14 protein-coding genes are annotated in these 17,314 nt (G+C 62.8%); 11 read left to right on the forward strand and 3 right to left on the reverse strand.

Annotation, left to right across the window (positions count from 1 at the left end; all coding sequences use genetic code 11):
• Position 1: 1 nt before the first annotated feature.
• From MESS2_RS11535 to MESS2_RS11545, 3 genes are all read right to left on the reverse strand, one after another.
• Positions 2-3,133: an efflux RND transporter permease subunit gene (locus MESS2_RS11535; protein WP_008874404.1), complete on the reverse strand. Its 3,132-nt coding sequence runs from the start codon at positions 3,131-3,133 to the stop codon at positions 2-4.
• Positions 3,130-4,293, reverse strand: coding sequence for an efflux RND transporter periplasmic adaptor subunit (locus MESS2_RS11540; protein WP_008874405.1), 1,164 nt, complete (start codon positions 4,291-4,293; stop codon positions 3,130-3,132). Before MESS2_RS11540 ends, MESS2_RS11535 begins: the two co-directional genes overlap by 4 nt.
• Before the next feature lie 179 nt (positions 4,294-4,472).
• Positions 4,473-5,300, reverse strand: a complete 828-nt coding sequence (locus MESS2_RS11545) for a MurR/RpiR family transcriptional regulator (protein ID WP_008874406.1) — start codon at positions 5,298-5,300, stop codon at positions 4,473-4,475.
• Positions 5,301-5,436: 136 nt separating this feature from the next.
• Here MESS2_RS11545 and MESS2_RS11550 point away from each other — a divergent pair, with 136 nt between their 5' ends.
• From MESS2_RS11550 to MESS2_RS11600, 11 genes are all read left to right on the forward strand, one after another.
• Positions 5,437-6,255, forward strand: coding sequence for an N-formylglutamate amidohydrolase (locus MESS2_RS11550; RefSeq protein ID WP_008874408.1), 819 nt, complete (start codon positions 5,437-5,439; stop codon positions 6,253-6,255).
• A 20-nt stretch (positions 6,256-6,275) separates the two neighbouring features.
• Positions 6,276-7,832 (forward strand): amino acid permease, encoded by a 1,557-nt coding sequence (locus MESS2_RS11555; RefSeq protein ID WP_008874409.1) that lies wholly within the window; start codon positions 6,276-6,278, stop codon positions 7,830-7,832.
• Between the two features lie 88 nt (positions 7,833-7,920).
• Entirely contained in the window at positions 7,921-9,291 is a 1,371-nt protein-coding gene (locus MESS2_RS11560; RefSeq protein WP_008874410.1) for a glutamine synthetase family protein, read from the forward strand.
• Positions 9,292-9,380: 89 nt separating this feature from the next.
• Positions 9,381-9,836 (forward strand): DUF7662 domain-containing protein, encoded by a 456-nt coding sequence (locus MESS2_RS11565; RefSeq protein ID WP_008874411.1) that lies wholly within the window; start codon positions 9,381-9,383, stop codon positions 9,834-9,836.
• The gene (locus MESS2_RS11570) at positions 9,833-10,252 is read left to right on the forward strand and encodes a type II toxin-antitoxin system VapC family toxin (RefSeq protein ID WP_008874412.1); all 420 of its coding nucleotides are present in this window, start codon (positions 9,833-9,835) and stop codon (positions 10,250-10,252) included. Before MESS2_RS11565 ends, MESS2_RS11570 begins: the two co-directional genes overlap by 4 nt.
• A 13-nt stretch (positions 10,253-10,265) precedes the next feature.
• Positions 10,266-11,651: an aldehyde dehydrogenase family protein gene (locus MESS2_RS11575; protein ID WP_040592723.1), complete on the forward strand. Its 1,386-nt coding sequence runs from the start codon at positions 10,266-10,268 to the stop codon at positions 11,649-11,651.
• 15 nt (positions 11,652-11,666) lie between these two features.
• Positions 11,667-12,839: an iron-containing alcohol dehydrogenase gene (locus MESS2_RS11580; RefSeq protein WP_008874414.1), complete on the forward strand. Its 1,173-nt coding sequence runs from the start codon at positions 11,667-11,669 to the stop codon at positions 12,837-12,839.
• Positions 12,840-13,081: 242 nt separating this feature from the next.
• Positions 13,082-14,188 (forward strand): ABC transporter substrate-binding protein, encoded by a 1,107-nt coding sequence (locus MESS2_RS11585; RefSeq protein ID WP_008874415.1) that lies wholly within the window; start codon positions 13,082-13,084, stop codon positions 14,186-14,188.
• A gap of 161 nt (positions 14,189-14,349) precedes the next feature.
• Positions 14,350-15,264 carry an ABC transporter permease gene (locus MESS2_RS11590; RefSeq protein WP_008874416.1) on the forward strand — a complete coding sequence of 305 codons (915 nt, stop codon included), beginning with the start codon at positions 14,350-14,352 and terminating at the stop codon, positions 15,262-15,264.
• Positions 15,261-16,052, forward strand: coding sequence for an ABC transporter permease (locus MESS2_RS11595; protein WP_008874417.1), 792 nt, complete (start codon positions 15,261-15,263; stop codon positions 16,050-16,052). Before MESS2_RS11590 ends, MESS2_RS11595 begins: the two co-directional genes overlap by 4 nt.
• Before the next feature lie 11 nt (positions 16,053-16,063).
• A complete protein-coding gene (locus tag MESS2_RS11600; RefSeq protein WP_008874418.1) occupies positions 16,064-17,128 on the forward strand; it encodes an ABC transporter ATP-binding protein in 1,065 nt (354 codons plus the stop codon).
• Positions 17,129-17,314: the final 186 nt, after the last annotated feature.

The following is a 17,314-nucleotide window of genomic DNA, read 5'->3' on the forward strand; positions in this document are numbered from 1 at the left end:
GCTACTCCGCCGGCTCGATGTTGGCGTAGGCGGCTTCCTCGAGTTCGCGCTTCAGCCGGCCCTCTTCTTCCACCTTCGGCGTGACGAAGCGGCCGAGCAGGAGATAGGCGACCGGGGTGAGAAACAGCGTCGAGACGGTGGCAAGGCCCAGCCCGCCGACGATCACCCAGCCAAGCGCGATGCGCGCCTCGGCGCCGGCGCCGCTGGCCAGCACCAGCGGCACGCCGCCGAGCACGGTGCAGCTCATCGTCATCATCACCGGCCGCAGGCGGATGATGGAGGCCTGCTCGATCGCCTCGCGCACGCCCAGCCCGCGATCGCGCAGCTGGTTGGCGAATTCGACGATCAGGATGCCGTTCTTGGCCATGACGCCGACCAGCAGCACCAGGCCGATCTGGCTGTAGGCGTTGAGGCTGGTGCCGCTGAGCAAGAGGGCGAAGATGGCGCAAGCAAGGCCAAGCGGCACGGTCGCCATGATGATGACGGCGCTGACAAAGCTCTCGAACTGGGCGGCGAGCACCAGAAGGATAATGACCAGCGCGAAGCCGAAGATGGTAATCATGGCGCTGTTGGTTTCGCCGAGCGTGGCGGCCTCGGCCAGCGGCAGGATGCGGCTGCCCGGCGGCAGCAGCGGCGTTGCTATTTCCTCGGCGCGGGAGAGTGCCGAGCCAAGCGCGAAATCGCCGCTGAGATTGGAGGTGATCGCCACCGACGGCTGCTGCTGCTCGCGCGTCAGCGACGGCGGCACGGCGCGCTCGGTCAGCGTGGCGATGGTCGACATCGGCACGAAGCGGCCGTCACCCGTCTTCAGGAAGACGTTTTCCAGGTCGGTCGGATCGTTGATCGGGTTGGTCGTCGAGACCAGCTTCACCCCGTAGCTGCGGTCGGCGATATAGACGTCGACGACGTCATTGCCGTCGAGCATGGCCTGCATGGTGTCGGCAAGTCCGGTGATGTCGATGCCGAGATCGGAGGCGCGTTCGCGGTCGATGGCGACGGCCAGCTGCGGCTGCGTCGGATCGACGGAGAGCCGCGGCGACTGGAAGCGCGGGTCCTTCTGCATCTCGGCGATGACCTTGACCGCGGCGTCACCGAGCGCCTTGCGATTGTTGCCGACCAGCGCGAATTGCAGGCCGTTGCCGGCGCCGCGGATGCCGAGGCTGTTGGGCTGCACCGGGAAGACGCGCACGCTCGGCACCTGTTTGGTGAGCCGGCTGATCTCGGCCATGATCTCTTGCTGGCTGCGCGTGCGCTCGTCCCATGGCGCCAGCGTCATCACCATGAAGCCGCTGTTGTAGGCGCCGTTCTGGCCGGCGTTCTCGAAGGTGCTGCGGATCTCGCCGGAATCGCGCAGCGGCTGGATCAATTTCTCGATCTTCTGCATCTGCTGCGTCGTGTAGTCGAGGCTGACGCCTTGCGGGGCATTGATGCGCAACAGCACGACGGCGCGATCCTCGGTCGGCGTCAGCTCCTGGCGGATGGTGCCGAACAGTGTGAAGGCGGTAGCCGCAAACAGCACCGCGACCAGCAGCACGATCCACGGCGCGCCGAGGCAGGCGTGCAGGCAGCGCCGGTAGAGCGCGTTCAGCGCACCGCCAATGCGGGCGCCGACGCCGCTGCCGCCCTCATGATGGAACGAGGCGGTGGACAGCATGCGCGAGGCGAGCATCGGGCAAAGGGTGAGCGCCACCACGCAGGATAAAAGCACCGAGATGGCGAGCACGAAGCCGAATTCGCGGAACAGGCCGCCGGTCTGGCCGGGCAGGAAGGAGATCGGCACGAAGACGGCGACCAGCGTCAGCGTCGTGGCGATGACGGCGAAGAAGACTTCCTGGGCGCCCAGCACGGCGGCGGCGCGCGGGCCCATGCCTTCGTTGCGTCGTCGCACGATGTTTTCGAGCACGACGATGGCGTCGTCGACGACAAGGCCGGTGGCCAGCACCAGAGCGAGCAGCGTCAATATGTTGACGGAGAAGCCGGCGAGGTAGATCGCGGCGATCGTGCCGATCATAGCGACCGGCATCGACAGGCCCGGAATGAGCGTGGCGCGCCAATCGAGGAGAAAGACGTAGATGACGATCAGCACGATGGAGACCGACAGGCCGAGCGCGATCTCGACCTCGTGCACGGCGCCGTTGACGAAGACCGCGTCGTCGCTGGTGACCTTGATCGACATGCCTTCGGGCAGGTTCTCCTGCATCTGGGCGACGGCGGCCCTCACGCCGGTCGAAATATCCAGCGTGTTCGATTCCGCCTGGCGGATGATGCCGAGGCCGATGCCGGTCTTGCCGTCCGAACGCAATGTGGTCTGGCCGATGTCGGGGCCGAGCGTGACGGTGGCGACGTCGCGAATGCGCGTCGTGCCACCGATGATGATGTTCTCGAACTCTTCCGGCGTGGTCACGTCCGCCGTCGTGCGAACGATCAGATCCTGATTGGTCGTGGTGATCGAGCCGGCCGGGGAATCGAAGGCCACCGAGGCAAGGGCGGTCCTCAGATCGGCGACCGTGAAGCCGAGGCTCGCCAGCTTGGTCTGGTCGACATCGATGCGGAAGATCTTGTCGCGGTCGCCAGAGACCTGGACGTCGGCAACGCCGGGCACGGCGGCAAGCTCGTCCTCGATCTGGTCCTGGACGACCACCGTCATGTCCTGCACCGACATGGTGTCGGAGGTGACGGCCAGCCGCATCACGGGTTCGGAATTGGCATCGGCCTTGACGATACGCGGCGGGTCCGCGGTGTCGGGCATCTGGTTGGCGACACGGCCGACGGCATCGCGCACATCGGAGGCGGCGACGTTCAAGTCGACACCGTCGTTGAACTCGATGGTGACGCGGCTCGAGCCGAACGAAGAGGTGGACGAGATCGATTTGACGCCGGAGACGCGGCCGACGGCGCCCTCGATCACGTCGGTCAATTCGCGGTCGACGGTTTCGGACGCGGCGCCTTCAAAGGCCGTGTTGACGGTGATGACGGGGCGGTCGACATCCGGCAGTTCGCGGATCTCGACGCCATAGAAGGCGGCAAGGCCGGCAACCGCGATCAATGTGTTCAGCACGAAGGCCATCACCGGCCTGCGGATGAACAGGGCGGTGAAGCCGGTCTCGCTGCCGGTATTGACGGCCCCGGTCATAGGCCTTCAGCGTCGGCGGCGCGCTGTTGCTCGCCGGCGATGCGGACCTCGCCGCCTTCGCTGACGCTCTGGGTACCCTCGGTCACCACCATGTCGCCGCTGACGATCGGGGCGTCGATCAGCACGGTCTCGGTGTTGCGCTGGATGACGCGCACCGCAATGCGCTTGGCCTTGCCGTCCTCGACCGTCCAGACATAGGCGCCGTCCGAGCCCCACTGGATCGCCAGCGGGCTGACCGCTGGATAGCTGTCGCCAGGGAATTTCATGGTGATCTGGAACGACATGCCGGCACGCAGCGAATCGGCCGGATTGGCGATCGTCGCCTTGACCAGAAGGGTGCGGCTGGTCTCGTCGATATGGTTGTCGATTGCCGAGACCGTGCCGGTATAAGCCTTGTTGGGATTGGCGATCGGCGTCGCCGACAATTGCGCGCCGAGCTTGACGGCGGCGGCGAAGCGCTCCGGCACCCAGAAATCGACGAGTATGCTGGAGCGGTCGTCAAGGGTGGCGATCGCCGACTGGCTGGTTGCGTAGTTGCCGGCCGATATCGGCAGGATGCCGACAGTGCCTGATATCGGCGCGACGATCGAACGGCGCTGCAAGGCCAGTTCCGCATCGCTGAGCGCCAGTTTGGCATTGGCCAGCACCACCTCGGCATCGGCGACGGCGACCGCTGTCGCGGCGTTGGACGCCCTTAGCGACTTGACCCGATTGAGCTTGGCCTGTGCGTCCTGCAAGGCAAGTTTGGCGCGATTCTGGGCGATCATCTCGGTGTCGGAATCGAGGGTGGCGATGATCTCGCCCTTCTCGATATGGGCGCCGGACTTGACCAGGAATTCGACGAGGCGGCCGGAACTGTAGGGATTGACCGTCACCGACGCGTTGGCGCGGCCGGTGCCGATTGCTTGCAGGCGGTCGTTGATGACAGCCTTTGCCGCCGGCAAGGCGACGATGGTCACCAACTGGCCGGCTCCGTCTCGGCCTCCTGTCTGCCTGGCGTCGGTGGCTGCGCCCGTCTCGGCCGGGGGCGTCGCGGCATAAGCCCAGTCGATGCCCCAGCGCGCCAGCACATCCGGCGCGCCGGGAAAGAAGCGAACCCAGGCGGCAGCCGCCGCCACCAGGATCACAAGTGCAAAGACTATTTGTTTCCAGGCGGCCATCGGCACTCCGGTTGGCAAAAAACGTCTACCGGTTTCCCCAAGCATAAAAACGCAGCGACGCACCCGGTACGTGCGAAACCGCGCTGATATCATGGCTTTATGGCAATTCTGCCGCCGCCACACATTAAATCTATGTAACGTTGGATGGCTAAAGTAGCGAGAGTTACAGACAGGCAGCGTCAGCGCAGGCTTTCCAGCTCGCGGATGCGCTTGGCGCCGTCGGCTTCGAGCTGCCTCGTGACGGCGCCGATCAGCGTTTCGGCGACGACGAAAAGGGCCGCCGAAGAGTCCCAGGCCGAAGGCACGGCGGTGCGTCCGGCGATGACATGGCGGGCGAAGCGGGCGATCGGCGACAGCCATTGGTCGGTGAACAGCACGATCTGCACGCCGCGCTGATGGGCGGTCTCGGCAAAGCGCACCAGGCTGTCCTGGTAGCGTCTGATATCGAAGATGATCAGCACGTCGCGCTTGCCCATGTCGATCAGCCGGTCGCGCCAGATGCTTTCCTGCCCCGCCAGATGGAAGACGTTGGGCTGGATGATGGCGAGGTGGGCGGCCATGTAGCGCGCCAGCGGATCGGTGAAGCGGCCGCCGATCAGGAATGTCTTGCCGCGCCGGTCGGCGAGTTTTGCGACGATGTCGGCAAGCTGCTTGTCGGACAGGTGCCTGAAAGTCTCACGCATGTTATCGAGCGTCGCCTCCAGCATCGGCGACACCGCGCCACCACCCGGCGATGACGGATTGAGCGTGCGCGATGCCGGCGACTGCAATTGCGCCGCCAGTTCGTCCTGCAGCGCCGACTGGAATTCCGGATAGTTCTGGAAGCCGAGCCGGGCGACAAAACGCAGGATCGTCGGCGACGACACGCCGGCTGCCGCCGAAAATTCGGCGACAGTCTTCAGGCCGATCAGCGGGTAGTTGGCGATCAGCGTCTGCGCGGCGCGCCGCTCGCCGGCCGGCATGGTGCCGATACGGTCCGAGATCAGTTCGGCAATGCTGGAAATCATGTTTTCCCCCGCTCTTGGCCCGGCTAACCGAAATCGCGTTTGACAAAGCCTGACAAACTGTATGAAATCATCCATAGGGACGCAATGAGGCAAAATACGTAACATACGATACAGCGCTCCCCGGGGACGGCAGACAATGGAGACAGCTCGGCCCGCCAGCCTTGCATCCTCTGAGACCGTAAGGGTGACCAACCCCGGCGGCTCTAGCCCCTTCGTCTTCACCTGCGACCACGCCTCCAACTTCCTGCCGGCAGAATTCGGAACGCTCGGCCTGCCTGCGAAAGACCTCACCTGCCACATCGCCTGGGATCCGGGCGCGCTTCCTGTTGCCAGCCGCATGGCCGCAGCGCTCGACGCCACGCTGGTCGAGACCCGGGTCTCGCGCCTCGTCATCGACTGCAACCGGCCGCTCGACGCACCGGATCTCGTGCCGTCTGTCAGCGAAACAACGGCCATTCCCGGCAATGCCGGCCTATCGGACAAGCAGCGCGCCGCGCGCGTCGACTTGTCCTGGCAGCCCTTCCATGACGCGGTCGGGCACGTCATCTACAAAAGGCTGGCGCGGGGGCAGGAGACGCGGCTGGTGTCCGTCCACTCCTTCACACCGGTCTACAAGGGCAAGAGCCGGCCATGGCACATCGGCATCATTCATGACGAGGATCGCCGGCTCGCGTCCCCACTCATTGCCGCGCTGCAGCGGCTCGCCGGCATCACGGTCGGCGTCAACGAACCCTACTCACCGGCCGACCGTGTCTATTTCACGCTGGAACGCCATGCGCGCTCGCGCGGGCTACCCTGCGCGATGATCGAAATCCGCAACGACGAAATCTCCGGCGAGGCCGGGCAGCGGAAATGGGCGGATCTGCTTACAGGCATTTTTCTAGATCTGGAGCCCGACGAGGCCAGCGGCTCCCGACCAAGCGCAGTGGGAAAGTCAGTACAATCGGCCAGCTAAAAACCAAAAGGGGACTTCCAATGGCAGCACCGGGTTATACAGACCTTGACAAGGCGGAGGACGTAAAGGTTCTCCACAACATGGGCTATGCCCAGGAACTGGAACGGCGTCTCAGCCGCTTTTCGAACTTCGCCGTTTCCTTCTCGATCATCTGCATCCTGTCCGGCGGCATCAATTCGCTGGCGCAGGCTACCTCCGGCGCCGGCGGCATCGGCATCGGCATTGGCTGGCTGGTCGGCTGCTTCGTCTCGCTGACCTTCGCGGTCGCCATGTCGCAGATCAGCTCGGCCTATCCGACCGCTGGTGGCCTCTACCACTGGGGCTCGATCCTTGGCAATCGCGGCACCGGCTGGGTGACGGCATGGCTCAACCTGCTCGGCCTGATCACGGTGCTCGGCGCCATCAATGTCGGCACCTGGACGTTCTTCCTCGGCGCCTTCGGACCGACGCTCGGCATTGAAGGCACGCTGACCAACCAGATGATCTTCCTGATCATCATCACCGGCGCCCAGGCGCTGATCAACCATCTCGGCATCAAGCTGACGGCGAAGCTGACCGACTTTTCGGGCTACCTAATCTTCTTCGGCGCGATCCTGATCGCTCTCGTCTGCCTGATCTCCGCCGAGACCTGGGATTTCAGTCGGCTGTTCACGTTCAAGAACTACTCCGGCGATGCTGGCGGCAGTGTCTGGCCGGCTGTTTCGAACTGGTGGGTGTTCGCGCTTGGCCTGTTGCTGCCGATCTACACGATAACCGGCTACGACGCCTCGGCGCATACCTCCGAGGAAACCATCAAGGCAGCCTCTTCGGTGCCGCGCGCGATGGTTATGTCGGTCATCTGGTCGGCGGTCTTCGGCTATCTGTTTCTCGCCGCCTTCATCCTGATGATCCCGAACATGGATGATGCGGCCAAGCAGGGCTGGAACGTGTTCTTCTGGGCCTTCGACCAGCGCGTCAGCCCCGGCATAAAGGAGCTCGTCTACCTCGTCGTGTTCATCGCACAGCTGCTTTGCGGCCTGGCAACCGTCACCTCGGCGTCGCGCATGATCTTCGCCTTCTCGCGCGACGGTGGGCTGCCGGCCTCGGGCGCCTTGTCGAGGGTCAGCCCGACCTATCGCACGCCAGTGGCGGCAATCTGGACGGCGGCGATCCTGTCGGTGCTGTTTGTCTGGGGTTCGTCGGTGGTTTCGGTTGCAGGCACCTCGGCCTACACAATCGTGGTGTCGTGCACCGTCATCTTCCTGTTCCTGTCCTTCATCGTACCGATCGTGCTCGGCATGCTGGCCTGGGGAACGCCCAAGTGGGACAAGATGGGCCCGTGGAACATGGGCAAAGGTATGTTCATGCTGTTTGCCTTCCTGTCGATCGTGTCGATGATCCTGATCTTTATCGTCGGCATCCAGCCGCCGAACGACTGGGCGCTCTACATCACCGTCGGCTTTCTGATTCTGACGGCGATCGTCTGGTTTGGCTTCGAGAGAGCACGGTTCCGGGGCCCGCCACTCGGCGACATCATCGCGGCGCGGCAGGCGGCGATCAAGGCAGCGGAGCAAGCGGTCGGCGAAACCGGCCACTGAGATCCATCATCATGACCATGGCCGGCCTCGCGCCGGCCATGGTTTTCGTTTGCCCCTCTCAATCGACAAGCATTGGAGCGCCACAAGAATGGCCGGAAATTTCTCGTTCGATCAGTTGAAGAAAGCGGTCTCCAATGGCGAGGTCGACACGGTGCTGGCCTGCATCGTCGACATGCAGGGGCGGCTCGCGGGAAAGCGGTTCCTGGCGCAGTATTTCGTCGATTCCGCGCATGGCGAGACGCATGGCTGCAACTATCTCTTGGCCGCCGACATCGACATGGAACCGGTGCCGGGCTACAAGGCGGCGAGCTGGTCGAAGGGCTATGGCGATTTCGTCATGAAGCCGGACCTTTCGACGCTGCGGCGGATTCCATGGCTGGAAAAGACGGCGCTGGTGATCTGCGACGTGCTCGACCACCACGACCATGAAGATCTCGCGCATTCGCCGCGCGCCATACTGAAGAAGCAGATCAAGCGGCTGAGTGACCGCGGCTATATCGGCTATTTCGCCTCCGAGCTCGAATTCTATCTGTTCAGCGAGACCTACAATTCCGCGCGCAAGAAGCACTGGCAGGGCCTCGACACGGCCTCGCCCTATATCGGCGACTACCAGATCGGCATCACCACCAAGGAAGAAGGCGTCATGCGCCGGCTGCGCAACGAGATGGAAGCGGCCGGTATCCCGATAGAGAACTCCAAGGGCGAGTGGGGTCCGGGCCAGGAAGAGATCAATGTGCGCTATGCCGAGGCGCTCGACATGGCCGACCGCCACGTCATCCTGAAGAACGGCGCCAAGGAGATCGCCGAGTCCGAAGGCAAGGCGATTTCCTTCATGGCCAAGTACAATTACGCACTGGCCGGCAATTCCAGCCACATCCACAATTCGCTGTGGAGCGCCGACGGCAAGACGCCGCTGTTCTACGACAAGAAGGCCAACTGGACGCTGTCGACGCTCGGCCAGCAATGGGCCGCCGGCCAGCTCAAATACGCCAAGGAATTCACCTGGTTCCTGGCGCCCTACATCAATTCCTACAAGCGCTTCCAGGCCGGTACCTTCGCGCCGACCAAGATCATGTGGAGCGAGGACAACCGCACCGCCGGCTTCCGCCTGTGCGGCGAGGGCACCAAGGGCATCCGCATGGAGTGCCGCATCGGCGGCGCCGACCTCAACCCGTATCTGGCTTTTGCGGCGCTGATCGCCGCCGGCCTTGGCGGCATCGACGAGAAGCTGGAACTGCAAAAACCTTTCGTCGGCGACGCCTATCAGGCGTCGCGTCTGCCGGAGATCCCGAAAACGCTGCGCGACGCGACCGAGACGCTGGCGAAATCGAGGATGCTGAAGCAGGCCTTCGGCGAGGATGTGCTCGAACATTATGTCCATACGGCCCGCTGGGAGCAGTTCGAATACGATCGCCGGATCACGGATTGGGAACTGCACAGGGGGTTCGAGCGGTACTAAAGCTTTATTACAGCTTTATGTTGACAGCGGCGAAACTGAGTGCCATATGACAACTGTAAACTGCAATGCGCCACATCCAGGAGTTTGCAATGTCCAAATATGCGCCGCTCAAGGACTTTCTCGTCGCCCAAAATGTTGATCGCGTGCCGATGTCATTCGCCGAAATCGAGAGGGTGCTCAATCTGCCGCTGCCAGCATCGAAGCAATACCCTGCGTGGTGGAGTAACAATCCAAGCAATAATCCCATGACAAGGGAGTGGCTTGAGGCTGGGTTCGAGACGGAATCCGTCAATATAGGTAGTGGGAAACTGGTATTTCGCCGCGTTCGCAAAGTGACCGTTTCGGTGCCGCCCGGTGGCGGTGCGCCTGCTGCGCCAAAGGAGGCACGCCAGGATCGCCACCCCGGTTTTGGTTTCATGAAGGGCCTGATAACAATCGAAGCCGGATTTGATGTCACCAAACCTTTCGATGACGAGCCGTGGGACCGGGGCTATCTGGGCGGCGAGGCTGATGCGCGCGACGGCAAACTCGCGGTGCGTAAATGAGCGAAGGGCCAAACCTCCTTCTGGATACATGTGCGATGATCTTTGTGGCGAACGACAGTCCGATTGATCCGCGTGCAAGCCGGGAGATTTCGGAGGCGGCCTATGACGGTCGTCTCTATCTCTCGCCGATGTCCGCATGGGAGATCGGAATCGGCGTAGCCAAGGGCCGGCTCAATCTGCCATTGGCGCCACTTGACTTCGTGGACCGGTTCATCGAGCGAATGTCGGCAAAGCTCAGCGCTGTCTCGCCAGCCATTCTGATTGCGTCTTCCAACTTGCCCGGTCCGCCTCATGGCGATCCCATGGACAGGATACTGATGGCAAGTGCGAGAGCCTTGGACATGGTTCTGGTGACGCGCGACGAGCCCATCCTTCGCTATGGCCGCAACGGCCATCTGCGTACACTAGCCTGCTAATTTGGAGACCTCCTTGGAAACCGTGAAAATAAAGTCACCCGTCGATGGTTCGATCTATGCCGAGCGGCCTATAGCCACCGACCGGGCGATCAATGCCGCGGTCGAGCGCGCCCGGACGGCGCAGGAGAAATGGGCCGAGACGCCGGTCGTCGAGCGCGGCAAGTACATGCTGGCGATGCTCGAAGCGCTGGTTGCGATGAGCGACGAGATCGTGCCGGAGATCGCCTGGCAGATGGGGCGTCCAGTGCGCTATGGCGGCGAGTTCGGCGGCGTGAGGGAACGCACCAACTACATGGTAGAGATCGCGGAAGCCGCGTTGAAGCCGGTTCTGGCCTCCAATCCGAAGGACGGGTTTCGCCGCTATGTTAAGAAGGTGCCGCTCGGCATCGTCATGGTGATCGCGCCGTGGAACTATCCCTATCTGACCGCTGTCAACACCATCGTGCCGGCGCTGATGGCCGGAAGTGCGGTCATCCTCAAGCATGCGGCGCAGACGCTGCTGGTCGGCGAACGCTTTCAACAGGCCTTCGACAGAGCCGGCCTGCCCAACGGCCTGTTCCAGAACCTCGTGATGAACCATGCCCAGACCGAGAAGCTGCTCGGTTCGGGCAAGATCGACCATGTCAATTTCACCGGCTCGGTCGGTGGCGGCCGTGCCATCGAAAAGGCTGCCGCCGGCACCTTCATGACGCTCGGCCTCGAACTCGGCGGCAAGGACCCGGCCTATGTGCTGCCCGACGCCAAGATGGATCATGCGGTGGCCAATCTGGTCGACGGCGCCTTCTACAATTCCGGCCAATGCTGCTGCGGCATCGAGCGCGTCTATGTCCACGAGAAGGTCTATGACGAATTCGTCGAAGGCTTCATTGCCGAGACCAGGAACTATGTCGTCGGCAACCCGCTGGAACAGACGACGACGATGGGGCCGATGGCGCAGGCGCGCTTCGCCGACCTGATCCGCGAGCAGAAGGCCGAAGCGTTGCGCAAGGGCGCCAAGGCGCACATCAACATGAATGTGGCCAACGACACGGCCGGCTCGCCCTATCTGGCGCCTGAAGTGCTGACCGGGGTCGACCACCAGATGAGCGTCATGCGCGAGGAAAGTTTCGGGCCGATCGTCGGCATCATGAAGGTGCGCAATGACGAGGAGGCGATCGCGCTGATGAACGACAGTCCCTACGGGCTGACCGCCTCGATCTGGACTCGCGATACCGAGCACGCGGTAGCGATCGGCGACCGCGTCGAGACCGGCACGGTGTTCATGAACCGTTGCGACTATCTCGATCCGGCGCTGGTCTGGACCGGCGTCAAGGATACCGGCAAGGGCGCGGCTCTTTCGGCCATCGGCTACGACAATCTGACCCGGCCGAAATCATATCACCTGCGCGAAGCCATCTGATCTCGAAAGATAAAAATGTCCAAGCTCATCTCCAAATGGAACTACCCCACCACCGTTCGCTTCGGCGCCGGGCGCATCAAGGAATTGCCCGACGTGCTTGAAGCCGCCGGCATCAAGCGGCCGCTCTTCGTCACCGATCCCGGGCTGGCGAAGCTGCCGGTCGTCGCCTCGACGCTGAAGATCCTCGACGATGCCAAGGTGCCTTACGGGGTGTTTTCCGAGGTGAAGCCGAACCCGGTGGATTCCAACCTGACCGCCGGCATCGCCGTGTTCAAGCAGGGCAAGCATGACGGCGTCATCGCCTTCGGCGGCGGCTCGGCGCTCGACCTTGGCAAGCTGATCGCCTTCCAGGCAGGCCAGGTCAGGCCGGTCTGGGATTTCGAGGATGTCGGCGACTGGTGGACGCGCGCCAATTCCGATGCGATCGCGCCGATCGTCGCCGTGCCGACCACCGCGGGCACCGGTTCGGAAGTCGGCCGCGCCGGCGTCATCACCAACGAGGCGACGCACACCAAGAAGGTCATCTTCCATCCAAAACTTTTGCCGGCAATCGTCATCGCGGACCCGGAACTATCGGTCGGCATGCCGGGCTTCATCACCGCCGGCACCGGCATGGACGCGCTTGCGCACTGCCTGGAGGCCTATTGCGCGCCGGGCTACCATCCGATGGCCGACGGCATCGCGGTGGAAGGTGTGCGGCTGGTCTTCGAGAACCTGCCGAAGGCCTTTGCCAACGGCAAGGACCTCGTCGCCCGCGCCCACATGATGAGCGCGGCCGCCATGGGGGCCGCCGCCTTCCAGAAGGGGCTAGGGGCCATCCACTCGCTGTCGCATCCGATCGGTGCGCTCTACGACACCCATCACGGCATGACCAATGCCGTGTTCATGCCCTATGTGCTGGCCTTCAACCGCGACGCCATCGAGGTGCGTATTGCGAGGCTCGCCGCCTATTGCGGCATCAAGGGCGGTTTCGACGGTTTCGCCAAGGCCATCATCAAGCTGCGCAAGGAGCTGAAGGTGCCGCATGCGCTGCCGGGCCTGATCAAGGGGCTTGACATGGACAAGAGGCGCAAGGGGCTGATCGCCGACATGGCGGTGGTCGATCCGACCGCCGGCGGCAACCCGGTCAAGCTGACCAGGAAGGCGGCGCTGACGCTGCTCGATAACGCTATTGCCGGCACGGTGTGACGCGGGTTTTCGCGTTGAGAAGTGATCCGGGAAATGAGGGCAAAGCCAAGGGAAAGGATGAAATGCAAGGCGGAAAGTAATTAGCCGGAAAAATAAGTGGTGGCTAATTGCTACAGCCGGTTAAAAAGAGTTAACTTTTCGCGCTGCCGGCCACTGGTTTCACAATGCTTTCATCTGGCTGTCACACGAAAACGATACCGCATCGCAGGCGTCCAACGGCGCCAGTTCAACGGAGAGAACACATGTTCAATTTCACGGGGAGACTGCTTTCCCTTTCGGCCGCGGCGCTGCTTGCGTCGACGGTGATTTCGTCCGCGGATGCGATGGACGATCTCGTCAAGGCCGCGAAAGCAGAGGGTCAGCTTACCACGATCGCGCTGCCGCATGACTGGTGCGGCTACGGCGACGTCATCGCCGGCTTCAAGGCGAAGTATCCGGAAATCACCATCAACGAGCTCAATCCGGACGCCGGCTCCGGCGACGAGATCGAGGCGATCAAGGCCAACAAGGACAACAAGGGCCCGCAGGCGCCCGACGTCATCGACGTCGGCCTGTCCTTCGGCCCGACCGCCAAGGCCGATGGCCTGCTGATGCCTTACAAGGTATCGACCTGGGATTCGATCCCGGACAGCGCCAAGGATGCCGATGGCGCCTGGTACGGCGACTATTACGGCGTTCTGTCGATGATGGTGAACAAGGACCTGGTCAAGGAATCGCCGACCGACTGGGCCGACCTGCTGAAGCCGGAATTTGCCAACTCGGTGGCGCTTGCCGGCGATCCGCGCGCCTCGAACCAGGCCATCCAGGCAGTGTATGCCGCCGGCCTGTCGTCCGGTGCCGCTGCTGGTGAAGCCGCCGGCACCGCTGGCCTCGACTTCTTCAAGAAGCTCAACGCCGCCGGCAATTTCGTTCCGGTCGTCGGCAAGCCCGCGACGCTCGCCCAGGGCCAGACTCCGATCCTGATCAACTGGGACTACAATGCACTGGCTGGCCGCGACACGCTGAAGGGCAATCCGCCCGTCGACGTCGTCGTGCCGAAGACCGGCGTCGTTGCCGGTGTCTACGTGCAGGCGATCAGCGCCTATGCGCCGCATCCGAACGCAGCCAAGCTCTGGATGGAATATCTCTATTCCGACGAAGGCCAGATCGGCTGGCTGAAGGGCTATTGCCACCCGATCCGCTTCAACGATCTCGCCAAGAACGGCAAGATCCCGGCGGACGTGCTGGCCAAGCTGCCGCCGGCGGAATCCTATGCCTCGGCGGTGTTCCCGACGCTCGACGAGCAGGGCAAGGCCAAGGAAGCCATCAGCAAGAGCTGGGACGCCGTTGTCGGCGCCAACGTCAAGTAAGAAATCGATCCGGGCGGCTGCATGGCCGCCCGGATTCCCACTAGAGCGACGTGCGCCCACTTGGACGCACAAGGTACGCTCTAGAACTCAAATCTTCGCATCGTGCTTTCCGAAAATCGAGTTCGATTTTCGGGCCGATGCGATAAAACGGTAGCCGGCGCATGACCGATCTCTCGCTTTCCGATCAGGCAATTGCCGGGAAGACCGCGCCGCCCAGCGAGGCGCGCGCGTTTCGGCTCCCTACGCAATGGCTCGGCGTTGCGCCGTTCTTCATATTCGCCGTCATGTTCCTGATCCTGCCCACGCTTTATCTGATGCTGGGCGCATTCCAGAACAATGATGGCGAGTTCACTCTGGAAAATATCGCCGCCTTAGCGCAGCCATCGATTGTTGCCGCCTACTGGATCTCGATCAAGGTCAGCCTTGCCTCGGCGCTGATCGGCGCGTTCGCGGGTCTGGCGATTGCCATCGCCATCGTGCGCGGTGGCTTGCCCGACTGGATACGCTCGGCGACGCTGACCTTCTCAGGCGTGGCCTCCAATTTCGCCGGCGTGCCGCTGGCCTTCGCCTTTCTCGCCACGCTCGGCAGGCTGGGCCTTGCCACAGTAATCCTGAACACCGTATTCGGCCTCAATATCTACGCGCACGGCTTCAACATCCTGTCCTTCTGGGGCCTGACGCTCACCTATGTCTATTTCCAAATCCCGCTGATGGTGGTCATCATCACACCGGCGATCGACGGGTTGAAGAAGGAATGGGGCGAAGCCGCTGCCACGCTCGGCGCCACCACCGCGCAATATTGGCGCATGGTGGTCATCCCGGTGATCTGGCCGAGCTTTCTTGGCACCGTCATTCTGCTGTTCGCCAACGCCTTTGGCGCCATCGCCACTGCCTACGCGCTAACCGGCTCGTCTCTCAACATCGTACCGATCCTGCTCTATGCGCAGATCCGCGGCGACGTGCTGCACAACCCGCATCTCGGCTATGCGATCGCCTTCGGCATGATCGTCATCACTGGCCTTGCCAATGTCTTCTATATCTGGTTCCGGACCCGTTCCGAAAGGTGGCTCAAATGAAGTCCGGACGTTTCTGGGCCTGGGTCGTCTTCGTACTCGGTGCGGCCTATTTCTTCATTCCGCTGATCGCCACGGTGGAATTTTCCATGCGCATGCGGCGCGGCGCCTATTCCTTCGACGCCTATCAGATCGTGCTGGGCGATCCGCGGTTCCAGGCGACCTTCATGTATTCGGTGATCGCCGCCATCTTCACCATCATCCTCGGCGTGCTGATCGTGGTGCCGGCCGCCTACTGGATCCGGTTGCGGCTGCCGCAACTTCGGCCGGTCGTTGAGTTCATCACGCTCCTGCCGCTGGTCATTCCGGCCATCGTCATCGTCTTCGGCTATATCAGAATGTATGGTTCGAATTCGCCGCTGCCGTTCCTGGGAAGCGATACGGGCACCAATTCGCTATTGGTGATCGGCTATGCGACGCTAGCACTGCCCTATATGTATCGGGCGGTCGACACCGGCCTTCGCACCATCGATGTGCGCACGCTGACGGAAGCGGCGCAGATCCTGGGTGCCGGTTGGGGTACGATCATCACCCGCATCATCCTGCCCAATGTGCTGATCGCGGTGCTGTCGGGCGCTTTCCTGACCTTCGCAATCGTCATTGGCGAGTTCACCATGGCCAGCCTGCTCAATCGGCCGGCCTTCGGACCTTACCTGCAGAACATCGGCGCCAACCGTGCCTATGAGCCGGCGGCACTTGCCATCATTGCCTTCGTCATCACCTGGGGCTGCATGTCGCTGATCCAGATCCTGTCGCGCTTCGCGCCGCGATCGTCGAACCGCCCGAACTGAGAGTCAAAGCCATGGCCGACCCGTTCCTCTCCATCCAGCACGTTCGAAAATCCTTCGGCGCCACCACCGTGGTGCAGGATTTCAATCTCGACGTCGAGCCGGGCGAATTCGTCTCCTTTCTCGGACCGTCGGGTTGCGGCAAGACGACGGTGCTGCGCATGGTCGCTGGCTTCGAGGAGCCATCAGCCGGCAAGATCGTCGTGGCCGGCAAGGACATCACCCGGCTGAAGCCCAACCAGCGCAATGTCGGCATGGTGTTCCAGGCCTATGCGCTGTTTCCGAACCTGACGGTGGCGCAGAACATCGCCTTCGGGCTGAAGGTGGCGGGCATGCCCAAGGCCGATACCGACAGGCGTGTCGCCGAAATGCTCGACATCATCAAGCTGCCGCAGATGGGCGATCGCTACCCCTACCAGCTCTCGGGCGGCCAGCAGCAGCGTGTCGCGCTGGCGCGGGCGATTGCGCCGAAGCCGAAGCTGCTTTTGCTCGACGAGCCGCTGTCGGCGCTCGACGCCAAGGTGCGCGTGTCGTTGCGCGAGGAAATCCGTTCGATCCAGAAGAAGCTCGGCATCACCACCATCTTCGTGACGCACGACCAGGAAGAGGCTTTGTCGATCTCGGACCGCATTGCTGTCATGTATGGCGGCAAGGCCGAGCAGGTCGGCACGCCGTTCGAGATCTACAACCGGCCGGCGACGAAATTCGTCGCCAATTTCGTCGGCACGCTCAACGTGCTCGAAGGCACCGTCACCGATGCCGCGTCCGGCAAGGTGAAGGTCAGCACGCAGGAAGTCTCGCTCAAGGGCAAGCTCAACGGCTCGAAATCCGGAGACACGCTGTCGCTGGCGCTGCGGCCGGAAGCAATTTCGCTCGGCCGCCAGCCCGGCCGCGATTCCAGCCTTTCGGGCGAAATATCCGAAGTGCATTTCCTCGGTTCGGTCATCCGGGTGCGCGTCGGCATCGGCGGCAACACGGTGTCGCTCGACACATTCAACAGTCCGGCCACCCCTCCGCCAGCCGTCGGCGAAAAGGCCGAGATCTCGTTCTCGTCCGGCGACATGCTGGTGCTGCACTAAGGTATGCTGATATTCAGATGAGGCCGGCCTGCAAACGCCGGGTTCCTGCGCTTCCGGCCTTCGCCGGCCGAAGCACTCATGAGCGGTCGCGGCAGTTAAGGCTACGGCCGGCGTAGGCCGGTGCTCGTACCCAAAAGTACGATCCGCTCCGGTTCTCGCAAGCGACCACTCTCGGCTCGGCCTGAT

This window comes from Mesorhizobium metallidurans STM 2683, from assembly GCF_000350085.1.
Taxonomy (GTDB): domain Bacteria; phylum Pseudomonadota; class Alphaproteobacteria; order Rhizobiales; family Rhizobiaceae; genus Mesorhizobium; species Mesorhizobium metallidurans.

Coding starts and splice junctions, on each gene's coding strand:
- MESS2_RS11535 (WP_008874404.1), bottom strand. CDS start 3,133: ATGACCGGGGCCGTCAATACCGGCAGCGAGACCGGCTTCACCGCCCTG.
- MESS2_RS11540 (WP_008874405.1), bottom strand. CDS start 4,293: ATGGCCGCCTGGAAACAAATAGTCTTTGCACTTGTGATCCTGGTGGCG.
- MESS2_RS11545 (WP_008874406.1), bottom strand. CDS start 5,300: ATGATTTCCAGCATTGCCGAACTGATCTCGGACCGTATCGGCACCATG.
- MESS2_RS11550 (WP_008874408.1), top strand. CDS start 5,437: ATGGAGACAGCTCGGCCCGCCAGCCTTGCATCCTCTGAGACCGTAAGG.
- MESS2_RS11555 (WP_008874409.1), top strand. CDS start 6,276: ATGGCAGCACCGGGTTATACAGACCTTGACAAGGCGGAGGACGTAAAG.
- MESS2_RS11560 (WP_008874410.1), top strand. CDS start 7,921: ATGGCCGGAAATTTCTCGTTCGATCAGTTGAAGAAAGCGGTCTCCAAT.
- MESS2_RS11565 (WP_008874411.1), top strand. CDS start 9,381: ATGTCCAAATATGCGCCGCTCAAGGACTTTCTCGTCGCCCAAAATGTT.
- MESS2_RS11570 (WP_008874412.1), top strand. CDS start 9,833: ATGAGCGAAGGGCCAAACCTCCTTCTGGATACATGTGCGATGATCTTT.
- MESS2_RS11580 (WP_008874414.1), top strand. CDS start 11,667: ATGTCCAAGCTCATCTCCAAATGGAACTACCCCACCACCGTTCGCTTC.
- MESS2_RS11585 (WP_008874415.1), top strand. CDS start 13,082: ATGTTCAATTTCACGGGGAGACTGCTTTCCCTTTCGGCCGCGGCGCTG.
- MESS2_RS11590 (WP_008874416.1), top strand. CDS start 14,350: ATGACCGATCTCTCGCTTTCCGATCAGGCAATTGCCGGGAAGACCGCG.
- MESS2_RS11595 (WP_008874417.1), top strand. CDS start 15,261: ATGAAGTCCGGACGTTTCTGGGCCTGGGTCGTCTTCGTACTCGGTGCG.
- MESS2_RS11600 (WP_008874418.1), top strand. CDS start 16,064: ATGGCCGACCCGTTCCTCTCCATCCAGCACGTTCGAAAATCCTTCGGC.